The 12,726-nt window shown below is 65.8% G+C and carries 11 protein-coding genes; 1 reads left to right on the forward strand and 10 read right to left on the reverse strand.

Features of this window, described 5'->3' with window-relative positions; translation table 11 throughout:
- Positions 1-106 precede the first annotated feature (106 nt).
- Together HT136_RS15305 and gltX are read right to left on the reverse strand one after the other, a co-directional pair.
- Positions 107-1,390, reverse strand: a complete 1,284-nt coding sequence (locus tag HT136_RS15305; protein WP_214200659.1) for a citrate synthase — start codon at positions 1,388-1,390, stop codon at positions 107-109.
- 13 nt (positions 1,391-1,403) lie between these two features.
- Positions 1,404-2,873, reverse strand: a complete 1,470-nt coding sequence (gltX, locus tag HT136_RS15310) for a glutamate--tRNA ligase (protein ID WP_214200660.1) — start codon at positions 2,871-2,873, stop codon at positions 1,404-1,406.
- A gap of 44 nt (positions 2,874-2,917) precedes the next feature.
- On the opposite strand from gltX, the gene HT136_RS15315 reads away from it, so the two are divergent.
- Entirely contained in the window at positions 2,918-5,185 is a 2,268-nt protein-coding gene (locus HT136_RS15315; RefSeq protein ID WP_343222205.1) for a ComEC/Rec2 family competence protein, read from the forward strand.
- Here HT136_RS15315 and lexA read toward each other — a convergent pair.
- From lexA to HT136_RS15355, 8 genes are all read right to left on the reverse strand, one after another.
- Complete coding sequence (gene lexA, locus HT136_RS15320; RefSeq protein ID WP_214200662.1) at positions 5,176-5,862, reverse strand: transcriptional repressor LexA; 687 nt, start codon at positions 5,860-5,862, stop codon at positions 5,176-5,178. The genes HT136_RS15315 and lexA overlap by 10 nt on opposite strands.
- Before the next feature lie 124 nt (positions 5,863-5,986).
- Positions 5,987-7,225 (reverse strand): molybdopterin molybdotransferase MoeA, encoded by a 1,239-nt coding sequence (locus tag HT136_RS15325; protein WP_214200663.1) that lies wholly within the window; start codon positions 7,223-7,225, stop codon positions 5,987-5,989.
- A complete protein-coding gene (moaC, locus tag HT136_RS15330; RefSeq protein WP_214200664.1) occupies positions 7,222-7,719 on the reverse strand; it encodes a cyclic pyranopterin monophosphate synthase MoaC in 498 nt (165 codons plus the stop codon). The genes HT136_RS15325 and moaC overlap by 4 nt, the downstream gene beginning before the upstream one ends.
- Positions 7,720-7,893: 174 nt before the next feature.
- A complete protein-coding gene (gene trpC, locus HT136_RS15335; RefSeq protein ID WP_214200665.1) occupies positions 7,894-8,685 on the reverse strand; it encodes an indole-3-glycerol phosphate synthase TrpC in 792 nt (263 codons plus the stop codon).
- A gap of 57 nt (positions 8,686-8,742) precedes the next feature.
- Complete coding sequence (gene trpD, locus HT136_RS15340; protein WP_214200705.1) at positions 8,743-9,738, reverse strand: anthranilate phosphoribosyltransferase; 996 nt, start codon at positions 9,736-9,738, stop codon at positions 8,743-8,745.
- 5 nt (positions 9,739-9,743) lie between these two features.
- On the reverse strand, positions 9,744-10,343 hold the full coding sequence (locus HT136_RS15345) for an anthranilate synthase component II (protein WP_214200666.1): 600 nt from the start codon (positions 10,341-10,343) through the stop codon (positions 9,744-9,746).
- Positions 10,340-11,152, reverse strand: coding sequence for a phosphodiester glycosidase family protein (locus HT136_RS15350; RefSeq protein WP_214200667.1), 813 nt, complete (start codon positions 11,150-11,152; stop codon positions 10,340-10,342). Before HT136_RS15350 ends, HT136_RS15345 begins: the two co-directional genes overlap by 4 nt.
- Positions 11,149-12,693: an anthranilate synthase component I family protein gene (locus HT136_RS15355; protein WP_214200668.1), complete on the reverse strand. Its 1,545-nt coding sequence runs from the start codon at positions 12,691-12,693 to the stop codon at positions 11,149-11,151. The genes HT136_RS15350 and HT136_RS15355 overlap by 4 nt, the downstream gene beginning before the upstream one ends.
- Between the last annotated feature and the right edge of the window lie 33 nt (positions 12,694-12,726).

Below are 12,726 nucleotides of genomic sequence, written 5' to 3' on the forward strand. Positions count from 1 at the left end.
GCGCTGCGCGTTCGTATCGAGCGCCTTTCAGATGCCTCCACAACGAAAAAGGCCCCCGCTTTCGCGAGGGCCGATTTCGTTCAGAAGCCCGTCAAGGGCTGCCTGATCAACGCTTGCCGAGCGGCACGTAGTCGCGCTGCGTCGGGCCGGTGTAGAGCTGGCGCGGACGGCCGATGCGCTGGCCGGGATCCGAGATCATTTCGTTCCACTGCGCGACCCAGCCCACGGTGCGGGCGAGCGCGAAGAGCACGGTGAACATGTCGGTCGGGAAGCCGATCGCCGAAAGCACGACGCCCGAGTAGAAGTCGACATTCGGGAAGAGCTTCTTCTCGATGAAGTACGGATCGTTGAGCGCGATTTCCTCGAGGCGCATGGCGGTCTCGAAGAGCGGATCGGTGACGTTGAGCGCTTCGAAGACTTCGCGGACGGTCGACTGCATGACGGTCGCGCGCGGGTCGTAGTTCTTGTAGACGCGGTGACCGAAGCCCATGAGACGGAACGGATCGTTCTTGTCCTTGGCACGTTCGATGTAGTGCGGAATGCGGTCCGGAGTGCCGATTTCACGCAGCATGTTGAGGCAGGCTTCGTTCGCGCCGCCGTGGGCCGGGCCCCAGAGGCATGCGATGCCGGCCGCGATGCACGCGAAGGGGTTGGCACCCGACGAACCGGCGAGGCGCACGGTCGAGGTCGACGCGTTCTGCTCATGGTCGGCGTGGAGGATGAAGATGCGGTCCATCGCCTTTTCGACGGCGGGGATCACTTCGTATTCCTCGGCGGGAACGCCGAACGTCATGCGCAGGAAGTTGCCCGTGTACGACAGATTGTTGTCGGGGTAGAGCATGGGCTGGCCGACCGAGTACTTGTACGCGGCTGCCGCGATCGTCGGCATCTTGGCGATCAGGCGGTGGCTGGCGATCTTGCGCTGCTCGGGATCGGTGATGTCGGTCGAGTCGTGGTAGAACGCCGAAAGCGCACCGACGATACCGCACATGATCGCCATCGGGTGCGCGTCACGACGGAAACCCTGGTAGAAGTGACGCAGCTGCTCGTGGATCATCGTGTGGCGGCTGATCGTGTATTCGAACTTCGAGAGTTCGTCCTGGCTCGGCAATTCACCGTTGAGCAGCAGGTAGCTGACTTCCATGAACGAGGAGCTCTCGGCGAGCTGGCCGATCGGATAGCCGCGGTGCAGCAGGACACCCTGGTCGCCGTCGATGTAGGTGAGCGCGGATTCGCAGCTCGCCGTCGAGGTAAACCCGGGGTCATAGGTGAACTTACCGGTCTGGCCGTAGAGCTTGCGGATGTCGATGACCTCCGGCCCAACGCTGCCCTTCAGGACGGGGTACTCGAAATCCGCGCCGTCCGCGCTCAGTTTAACCTGATCACCCACCAGTTCTTACTCCTTATGCTTGTGTCTCGGTCTCCTCCCCGGCCTGCGCAGCGATGCGCGCGAGACTTTCGTCCCGGCCCAGGAGTACCAATACGTCGAAAATCCCCGGCGAAGTCGTCTGACCCGTCAGGGCTGCCCGCAGCGGTTGTGCAAGCTTGCCGAGGCCCAGTTCGAGCTCTCCGGCCATTGCCTTAAGGCTGGCTTCCAGCGCCTCGAGGTTCCATTCGGAAACCGCGTTCAGTCGCTCATGAATTGCGGCCAGGCGCTCGCGCGCCTCGTCGGTCAGGAGCTTCTGTGCCTTCTCGGTCATATCGAGAGGGCGCTTGGCGAAAAGGAAGGCAGCGCCTTCTGCAAGTTCGTTGAGATCCTTGGCGCGGACCTTGAGTTCGGCCATCGCGCGCGCCAGCAGGTCCTTGTCCGCGTCCGCGTATCCGGCCGCGACAAGGCGCGGCAGCACGAGCTCGGCAAGATAGCTGTCGTCGGCTTCGCGCAGATAGTGGCCATTGAGATTGAGCAGCTTGGCGAGGTCGAAGCGCGAGGCGCCCTTATTGACGTTGACGATGTCGAACCATTCGACCGCCTGGTCGCGGCTGATGATTTCCTCGTCGCCATGGCCCCAGCCAAGACGCAGCAGGTAGTTGAACACCGCGTCGGGAAGCAGGCCCATCTCGTCGCGATAGGCATCGACGCCGAGCGCCCCGTGGCGCTTGGAAAGCTTGGCTCCGTCGGCGCCGTGAATCAGCGGGATATGCGCGTAGACCGGGTCGTCCCAGCCGCCCTCGATCGCGTTCATCGCGCGCAGGATGACGAGCTGGCGGAAGGCGTTGTTGATGTGGTCGTCGCCGCGGATGACGTGGGTCACGCCCATGTCGCGGTCGTCGACGACGACGGCGAGCATGTAGGTGGGCGTGCCGTCCGACCGCAGGATCACGAAATCGTCGAGTTCGCGGTTCTGGACGGTGATTGCGCCCTGGACCTGATCCTCGATCGTCGTCTCGCCCTCACGCGGCGCCTTGATGCGCACGACATAGGCGTCGCCGTCCGGCCATGTCGATGCGTCCGCGTCGCGCCATTCGCTGTCGATGCGGAACGGGCGGCGCTCTTCCTGTGCCTTCTGGCGGCGTTCGGCGAGCTGCTCGCTGGTCAGGTAGCAGCGATAGGCGTGCCCGGCCTCAAGCAGTTGCGCCGCGACCTGGGCATGGCGGTCCGAGCGCGCGAACTGGAAGACGGGCTCTTCGTCCCCGGCCAGGCCCAGCCACGAGAGTCCGTCGAAGATGGCCCCGATCGCGGCGTCGGTCGAGCGAGCACGATCGGTGTCCTCGATGCGAAGCAGGTACTTGCCACCGTGGTGGCGCGCGAAAAGCCAGTTGAACAGCGCCGTTCGGGCACCACCGATGTGGAGGAAGCCGGTTGGCGAGGGGGCAAAGCGCGTAACGACGGCCTTCGTGCCGTTCGATCCGCTCGATGCACTACCACTTGCCATTTTCATCACCTTCCTGTCCAATTCCGGGGATGGCGCAAGAGGCCGTGATCCCCGGTGAATTCATGAGCCCGGACCCTGCGTCCGGGGCCGCTGCACTGCGGCGTCGGCAATGGAACAGCGAACGCAACTTGTCGAGTGCTTTGGCGGCAATTGAAGGATTTCTTTCGCAATCGGGTCACGATCATCTCCCGTGGCTTTGCGTAGCCTTCGGCGCTGGAATCGTGGCCTGGTTCGCGCTTCCCTTGCCGGCCTTCTGGATCGCGTTGATTTCGTTGTGCCTTGCAGCAAGCCTTGCGGCTCACGTCTTATGGCGGCGATTTGGTGTCTACGCGTACCTGTCGCAAGCTTTTTTTTGGATTCCCTTGCTGCTCGCGGCTGGGTGTGCCCTTATCTGGGCGCGTTCGGAGCTCGTCGGCACGGCGCCGATCGAGAGGCCGATCCTTGCGAGCCTGAGCGGGCGCGTGTTGTCGGTCGAGACGCAATCCGCGCTCGGGCGTCGTCGTCTGATTGTGGCGACGCGCGAACCCGGAACAGGCCGTGCGATCCGGATTCGGGTGAATTTGCCCGATCCTGTGGGTTTACAGGATGCTGTGCCCAAGCTCGCACCGGGCATGCTGGTGCGCTTTTCCGCCCGGCTCATGCCGCCCGCGCCTCCAATGTTGCCGGGGGGGTACAATTTCGCCCGTACGGCCTGGTTTTCCGGTCTCGCGGCCAGCGGCACGGTTACCGGGCGGATCGACGTGCTCGACGATACGCGCCGGGCAGGACGTGTCGCCGAGTTGCGGCAGCGGATCTCTGCACATGTGCTCGAGCGGGTGAATGGCCCCGGGGCGGGGATCGCGGCCGCGCTTGCCTCTGGCGAGAGAGGGGCAATCGACGCGCGGGATGACCAAGCCATGCGCGATTCCGGACTGGCTCACCTCCTCGCCATCAGCGGCCTGCATGTGAGCGCAGTCATCGGGCTTCTCTATGTCCTGACCCTGCGCGGGCTTGCACTTTGGCCCGCCCTGGCGCTGCGGGTTCGCCTGCCGATCGTCGCCGGCGGCTGCGGAGCCCTGGGCGGGATCGGCTATACCTTGATGACCGGGGCGCAAGTGCCGACGGTCAGGTCTTGCATTGCGGCGCTCCTCGTCCTGCTTGCACTGGCGCTCGGGCGCGCACCGCTTTCGGTCCGGATGCTGACGGTCGCCGCGTTCGGCGTGCTGGCGCTGTGGCCCGAGACCATTACCGGACCAAGCTTCCAGATGAGCTTTGCCGCAGTCCTTGCGCTGGTTGCGCTCTCATCGAGCGCTTGGATGCACCGTTTCCTCGCTTCGAGGGACGAAGGCGTCATCCTTCGGGTCCTGCGCTGGTTGGCCTTGCTGATGCTCTCGGGGCTGGTGATCGAGCTGGCACTGATGCCGATTGCCTTGTTTCATTTCCACCGCGCAGGGATCTATGGTTCGCTTGCCAACCTCGTCGCGATCCCGATGACGACCTTCGTGATCATGCCTGGCCTCGTCTTCGCCCTCGCGGCCGATCTCGTAGGCCTTGGTGCGCCGCTTTGGTGGACCGTCGGGCGTGCGATCGAGATCATCCTCGCGATCGCGCACTGGGTTTCCGCGCGGCCCGGTGCCGTCACCGTCTTGCCAAGCCAGGGGGGGGCGGTGTTCGCGCTCTTCGTTGCCGGTGGCCTCTGGTTGGGGCTCTGGACCGGTCGAATCCGCATGCTGGGGCTGATACCGGCTGCGCTCGGCACCTTCAGTCTCGCCCAGCTTGAGCCCCCGGACCTGTTGATCGCGGGCGATGGCCGCAATGTCGGTATCGTGACGCAGGTGGATGGCGAGCCATCGCTAGCGTTGTTGCGGCCCAGCCGAAGCGATTACGTGCGGGAGAACTTCCTCGAGCTGGCGGGGTTGCGCGGAGAGGCCGGAGACCTCGGCGAGCACGCTGACGCACGATGCTCGCTCGATTTCTGCACGTTTGCGCTCGAGCGCGATGGCCAAACCTGGACGATCCTGCTTTCCCGGACCCGCGACCCGGTATCCGAGAGGGAACTTGCGGCCGCCTGCGACCGCGCCGACATCGTGATTGCCGACCGCTGGTTGCCGCGCAGTTGCCGTCCACGCTGGCTGAAGGCCGATCGCAGGCTGCTGAGCGGGACAGGCGGTCTCAGCGTCTATCTTGCGGCCGGGCGCGTGACGAGCGTAGCACAGGGGGAAGGCGAACACGGGTGGTGGCGATCAGCTCGTCCGCCTTCGGAGCTCACCGAGGTGGCTGCGCCCGCCTTGTCCGATATGGCAGGACGGCTACCCGCCGAGGTTCAGTGGTAACGGCGCAGCAAGCCTGCGAGCTTGCCCTGGACCTCGACTTCGTCCGGCCCGTAGATCTGAGGTTCGTAGGCGGCATTGGCCGGGTCGAGTCGGATCATACCTCCCTCGCGGCGCAGGAATTTCAGGGTCGCTTCCTCACCACGGATGAGGGCCACGATGATTTCGCCATCGCGTGCCGTCCCCGTGCGCTTCACCAGCGCGAAATCGCCATCGAGGATGCCAGCTTCGACCATCGAGTCGCCCGAAACCTCGAGGGCGTAATGTTCGCCCGAGCCCAGGAGAGCAGCTGGCACGGGGAGCATCGCCTGTCCTTCCAGTGCCTCGATCGGGACGCCCGCAGCGATCCGGCCGTGAAGCGGGATTTCGACGACATCGTTGGCAGGCATGGGAAGCGAGCGCGAAGCCGGAACGGCGCTCGCAGGTTCGCTGGTTTGCGAGCCTGGCGCCGAGGAGGAGGGGCCATCTTCGGCGCGGCGCAGGACTTCGAGAGCGCGGGCACGGTTGGGCAGGCGCCGGATGAAGCCGCGTTCCTCGAGCGCCGAGATCAGGCGATGGACCCCCGACTTGGACTTGAGGTCGAGCGCTTCCTTCATCTCTTCGAAGCTGGGCGAGATGCCGGTGTCGTCAAGCCGGGTCTGGATGAACCGGAGCAATTCATGCTGCTTGCGGGTCAACATCGTCGCTGCCTTCTTTCTTGCGCCTGCCGAAGCCCGAACAAGGAAGAGTTCGGCCTTCAACGGTTTTCAGGAATGTTCCAATCGTGAACATTGCAAGAACAATTAAGCAACGAAAATACACCCGTCAAGCGATACCACCATTTCCGAGCGGGTAAACGCGAACCGCCCCGCCAGCTGCGAGCAATGCGCTGTTCGCGGGGCGATCTATGAGCACGTTGCTGGCCGCCAGGGCCGCGAGAGCGCCGCTGTCCTGGGTCTTCGCGGTCTCTACCCTTTCGCCATTCCAGATGCCGCGCAGGAACTCGCGGCGCGGACCGGTGGGGGGCAGTTCGTTGGCGAGCAGGGTGGTCACGGCGAGCGGGAGTGGCCTTGCCGCACCGAGTAATGCGCGCAGCAGCGGCAGCAGGAAATGGTAGCCGGTCACCAGCGCCGAGACCGGATTTCCCGGCAGGCCGACGATGACCTGCCGGCGTTGGCTGCGCTGGCGCGTCGCGACGAGGAGCGGCTTGCCGGGTTTGATGGCGATGCGCCAGAAGTCGATCGTCGCACCCCATTCCGCGAGGGCTGGCCGGATGAGATCGTGATCGCCCACAGAGGCGCCGCCGCTGGTGACGATGACGTCGGCATGCGCGGCCTGTTCGAAGGCGTTCAGCAGTGCTTCAAGCGTGTCGGCGACCGGGCCGATCCGCGTCACCGGAACCGCGAGATCGGCCACCATCGCCTCGAGCATGGCGCCGTTGCTCGCGGGGATCTGGTGGCGCTCGCAGGTTTCGGGATCGGCGGAAAGCTCGTCGCCGCTGTCGATGATGGCAACGTGCGGGCATCGGAATACCGGCAAATGCTTGTGGCCGGCCGAAACCGCGAGCGCGATCTGAGCGGGGCCGATCCGCGTGCCGGCGGGAAGGATTTCACGTCCGTCGACGAAATCGGCGCCGGCGCGGCGTACGTGACGATCCTGGGGGCTCGGCGCGGTTCCAGTGAGACGCAGCGCATTGCCGTCGCGGGCCATGTCTTCCTGGACGATGACCGCGGCGGCATTGTCGGGCAGGAGCGCGCCGGTCGAGATGCGCACGGCCTCTCCGGCGCTCAGCGATCCGGAGTAAGGGTGACCGGCGGCGCTTTCGCCAATGATGCGCCACGGTCCAGCGAGATCGCTGTCGTACACCGCGTAGCCGTCCATCGCCGAGAGGTGCGCAGCGGGCTGCGTGCGGCGCGCCGTGAGCGGCTCGGCAAGGTAGCGCCCGATCGCGCCCGCCATATCGACATGTTCGCGCGGCATCGGGTCGGCGAGCGCGAAGAGGCGGGCCTGGGCGACCTCGAGCGGGATGGGCGACGCCTTCGCGGGAGCTTCCGTGGTGTTCATGCCCAGTCGCTGGCCTTCCAGTGCCCCGACTTGCCGCCCTGCTTCTCGACGAGACGAATGTCGGAGATGACCATGCCTTTGTCGAGCGCCTTGGCCATGTCGTAGATCGTCACCAACGCGATCGAGACGGCGGTGATCGCCTCCATTTCGACTCCGGTCCTGCCCGTCACGGCGGCCGTCGCGCTGGCGCGGATCGCGCCGGTGAATTCCTGTTCGTCCTCGAAGGCGAAATCGAGGTTCACCGCGTCGATCGCCAATGCGTGGCACATCGGGATGAGCTCGGAAGTCTTCTTTGCGGCCATGATGCCGGCGATGCGTGCGGTTCCCAGTACGTCACCCTTGGGGGCATTGCCGGCCTTGATCGCGGCGAGCGCTTCGGCGGTCATCGTGATCGTGCCCGAGGCGACGGCGAGGCGGCGCGTCTCGGCCTTTTCGCCGACATCGACCATGCGGGCGGTTCCGTCCGTGTCGATGTGGGTGAGGGAGGTGCTCAAGCCGGGGCTCCTTTGGCGCAAGGTTGCAGTCAGATCGTCGCAGTTCGGGAAAGAACTCGTCACCCTCTTTCCGTCTGCGCTCTATGCGCAAAGGCCAAAGGGAACGGGCGATTAGGGATCACGCGCGGCGATGGTGCAACCTTTGCAGATCGGCCACGTGCAGGACAGCCCTTTTCAGGCGCCGGTGAGAAGCGCGCGGGTGGCCGCTTCGACGTCGGCCTCGCGCATCAGGCTTTCGCCGACGAGGAAAGTGCGCGCGCCGCAGGTGGAGAGGCGCACCAGATCCTCGTGCCGGTTGATCCCGCTCTCGGAGACAAGAAGCGCGCCCTCGGGCGCCAAAGGCGCGAGGCGTTCGGTGATGCCGATGTCGGTGACGAAGCGCTTGAGGTCTCGATTGTTGACGCCAATAAGTCTTGATTTCAAGAGGCTTGCGCGTTCCATTTCAAGTTCGTTGTGAACTTCGACAAGGCAATCCATGCCACGTTCGTGCGCCGCGGCCTCGATCTCGGCCATTTGCACGTCGTCGAGCGCGGCGACGATGATGAGGATCGCGTCGGCTCCGATCGCACGCGCTTCGGCCACCTGCCAGGGGTCGATCATGAAGTCCTTGCGGATCACCGGCAGCGCCACGGCGGCGCGCGCGGCGACCAGGAAATCCTCGTGACCCTGGAAGTAGGGCGCGTCGGTCAGGATCGAGAGGCAGGCCGCGCCGCCCTTTTCGTAAGCCATGGCGTGCTCGGCCGGGTGGAAATCGGGTCGGATCAGGCCTTTGGACGGACTTGCCTTCTTGATTTCGGCGATCAGCGCGAAGCCGTCGGCAGCTTTCGCCCGCAGCGCCGCCTCGAAGCCGCGCGGGGCGCTCTGGAACGAGGCCTGCGCGTCGAGCTCGGAAAGCGTCGAGAGGGTCTTACGCACCGCGACTTCGCCGCGTTTGGTCTCACAGATTTCGGTCAGCTTGTCGGACATCGTCTTCTCTTCGTGATGGGGCGGGATGGGGTTTGTGCCCACGGACGCCCGGCGCGATCAGGGCTGCGTGGCTGCGATCCAGCAATTGAGCAGGGCATTGGCAAGGCCCTTGTCGATGGCTTCGGCGGCTTCCTCGACGCCTTCGGCCCAGCTTTGCGCTTCGCCCGCTACCATCAGCGCGGCGGCCGCATTGAGCAGCACCGCGTCGCGATAGGCGCCAGGCTCGCCCTCGAGCAGGCGGCGCAGCGCGGCCGCGTTGTAGGCCGGATCGCCGCCGCGGATGGCATCGACCGGCGCCGTCATAAGCCCGAGCTCCGCTGCCGTGATGCGCTTCATCGAGACTTCACGGCCGAGCACTTCGGCCACTTCGTTGCCGCCTCCCAGGCTCAGTTCGTCGAGCCCTTCGTCGCCCGAAATGACCATCGCGTGCTCGATCCCGAGCCGGGCGATGGCCTCGGCGTAAATCGGCACGTAGGCCGGGCGCGCGATACCCACGAGCTGGCGGCGGACATTCGCGGGATTGGCGAGCGGGCCCATCAGGTTGAAGATCGTGCGTTCGCCGATCGCCTTGCGGATCGGCATGATGCGGCCCATCGCCGGATGGTGCTTGCCCGCGAAAAGGAAGCCGATGCCGATCTCGCGCAAGGTTTCCTCAGCGGTTTCGGCGGCGCGGTCGAGATTGATGCCGAGCGCCTCGAGCGTGTCGGCCGCGCCCGACTTGGAGCTGGCGGCGCGGTTGCCGTGCTTGGCGACGGGAACGTTGCAGGCCGCGACGACCAGGCTGACGGCCGTCGAGACGTTGAGCGTGTGGTGCCCATCGCCGCCCGTGCCGCACACGTCGATCGCGCCTTCAGGGGCCGCAACCGGTATCATCCGCTCGCGCATCGCGCGCGCTGCGCCGGCGATCTCGCTGGCGTTCTCGCCGCGCTTCGAGAGGGCGACAAGGAAGGTTTTGATCGCCTCGTCCTCGACACGGCCGTCGAGGATCGCGGCGAAGGCCTCGTGGGCCTCGGCCTCCTCGATCGGGTGCGCGGGATCGGGCAGGGTGATCATGGTGCTCATGCCGCCGAGAGCCGTGCGGGCATCCTGGCTTCGAGACCGCAGATCTTCAGGAAGTTGGCGAGCATGGCGTGGCCGTGCTCGGTCGCGATCGACTCGGGGTGGAACTGCACGCCGTGGATCGGCAGTTCGGCATGTCGAAAGCCCATCACGTGGCCGTCGTCCGAGCGGCAGTTGACGAGGAGGCATTCGGGAATGTCCTCGACGATCAGCGAATGGTAGCGCGTCGCGGTGAAGGGCGAGGGCAGGCCTTCGAAGAGGCCGGTATCGTCGTGCGTCATACGCGAGGTCTTGCCGTGCATCAGCCCACCGCGCACGACCTTGCCGCCGAAGTACTGGCCGATCGACTGGTGGCCGAGGCACACGCCCAAGAGAGGGACGCCTGCCTTCGCCGCCGCACCGACGAGATCGAGACTGATCCCGGCCTCGTTGGGGGTGCAGGGGCCCGGCGAGATGAGGAAGCCCTTCGCACCCGAAGCGAGTGCCTCCTCGATCGTGAGCGCGTCGTTGCGCACCACCTTCACTTCGGCGCCCAGTTCCATGACGTAGTGGACCAGGTTCCAGGTGAAGCTGTCGTAGTTGTCGATGACGAGGATCATGGCTTTCCCTTTCTCCCTTGCGCCTTTGCGCGTTTCTCCACGACGATCAAGGGGCCAAGCTCGGGCCCGCCGTCGACGCGGCCATGTTCGGGGTCCCACAGCGAGGAGACCGAGCCGTCGAGGAACAGCGCGTTGCGGCACTGGAGCACGTCGCGGAAGTAGCGCGCGAGCTTGCCGAACGAGACCGGCTCCTCGGAAATGACGAAATGGGCCTGCCCGATCGCGTCGACGCCGACGCCGTTGCGCAGCTTCTTCGAGGTGCCGTCCTCGTCGATCGCAGGGTGCAGCTTGCCCTCGATCACCAGCATCGGGCCCGACTGGGTGCCGAAATCGGGGCGGTGGTCGATCTTGCCGGCGAAGTCCTCGGAACTGACCACGCGCCAGTGGCCCGTGGAATCGCCAAAGAAGACGCCATTGGGCTTCATGTGGAAATTGCCCGGCCCGTCGTTGGTGTTGAGCGCGTGGAGGCGCTGGCCATCCTCGACGTAGTAGCCGATCGGATAGCCTGCGCTGTCGAACATCCCCGCGTTCATCGCGAAGGCGACCGCCGGGCTTCCAGCGGGACGGCTGACCGCGAGCTGGCTCATCGTACGGTAGGGCTTGCCACCCTTGGGGGCGAGCACGGTGTGGATCGTGTTGCGCCCGGGCACGGCGGTGCAATGCGTGAAGGCCGCGCCTTCGAACTGCGCGCTCTCGCAAGGCGGCGGAGGCGGAGCCTCGGGCCCCTTGTCCGATTTCGACGAACAGGCGGCAAGCAGAACAAGAGGCAGCGCGAGCCCGGCGACCGACAGCCGCCGTAGTGCCGTCATTGCCCGAAGCCCGGCTCTCCGGCGACGCGGATCGCCTCGCGTGCGGCGGCGAAAAGCGCGCCGGACTTGTGGAGGCACTCGTTCTGCTCGGAAACCGGATCGCTGTCGGCGACGATGCCCGCGCCCGCCTGGACGTGGAGCACGCCATCCTTGAGCACGCCGGTGCGCAGAACGATGCACGAATCGACCGAGCCGTCGGGCGAGAAATAGCCCACACCGCCCGCATAGGCCCCGCGCGTCTCGGGTTCGAGTTCGGCAATGATCTGGCAGGCACGCACTTTGGGCGCGCCCGAGACGGTACCTGCCGGAAATCCGGCGAAGACCGCGTCGATGGCGTCGCTTCGTGCGGTGTCGAGCGTGCCGACCACGTTCGACACGATGTGCATGACGTGGCTGTACCGCTCGATCGTGTAGCTGTCGGTCACTTCGACCGAGCCGGCGGTCGAAACGCGGCCGACGTCGTTGCGCCCGAGGTCGAGCAGCATGAGATGCTCGGCACGTTCCTTCTCGTCGGCGAGCAGGCTGCTCTCGTTCGCCTTGTCCTCGGCTTCGTTTCTGCCGCGCGGACGGGTGCCCGCGATCGGTCGGATCGTGACTTGCGGCTGCCCCTCTTCGTCCTTCCGCACGCGCACGAGAATCTCGGGGCTCGAGCCGATCAGCGCAAAGCCGGGCAGATCGAGGAAATAGAGGAACGGCGAGGGGTTCACGCGGCGAAGCGCACGGTAGAGCGCAAGCGGCGGCAGGGGGAACTCGCACGTAAAGCGCTGGGCGAGGACGATCTGGAAGATGTCGCCCGCCTCGATGTAGTCCTTGGCGCGCGCCACCATCGCCTCGTATTCGCCGTCCGCCAGCACCGGGGTCTGCACCGGTTGGGGCAGGTCGGCGAGGAGGGGGGCAGCGGGAACCGGCTGCGCAAGGCGGCGCAGGGTTTCCTCGATGCGCTCTTCGGCGCTGGCGACCAGCGCCGCGGGTTCCCCGGCCGAGGGCCAGAGCGGTGCGACGCAGAACAGCTCGTCGCCGAGCGAATCGAACACCAGCAGAACCGAGGGGCGCACGAAGAGCATGTCGGGCACGTCGAGCGCGCTTTGGGCTGCACGCGGCAGCTTCTCGACAAGGCCGATCGTTTCATAGCCGAAGTAGCCGACCACGCAGGCAAGCGCGGGGGGGAGTTCGGCAGGAACGTCGATCCGGCAGCTTTCGACGAGCGCGCGTAGTTCGACGAGGCTGTCGCCAGGCAGCGCCGCGAAAGCTTCCGGTGCCTGTTTCCAGTTGCGGTTGATCTCGCAGCCATGGCCTTGGGCGCGGAACACCAGGTCGGGATCGAGCCCGAGCAGACTGTAGCGCCCGCGCGCCGCGCCGCCTTCGACCGATTCGAGCAGGAAGTCGCCGCGGCCGTCCTCGAACAGCTTGAGTGCGGCGCCCACCGGCGTCTCGGTATCGGCCACGAGCCTGCGCCAGACCAGCGCCGGCTTTCCGTTGGAAAGCTGGTCGAGGGCGTCCTTGCGGATCGCGTCGCTGGGCGTCTGGCGCTGTGTGGTCATGGTCCTGTCAGGTGCTGGAGTTGACGTATTGGA

This window comes from Novosphingobium profundi, assembly GCF_018491765.1.
Lineage (GTDB): Bacteria > Pseudomonadota > Alphaproteobacteria > Sphingomonadales > Sphingomonadaceae > Novosphingobium > Novosphingobium profundi.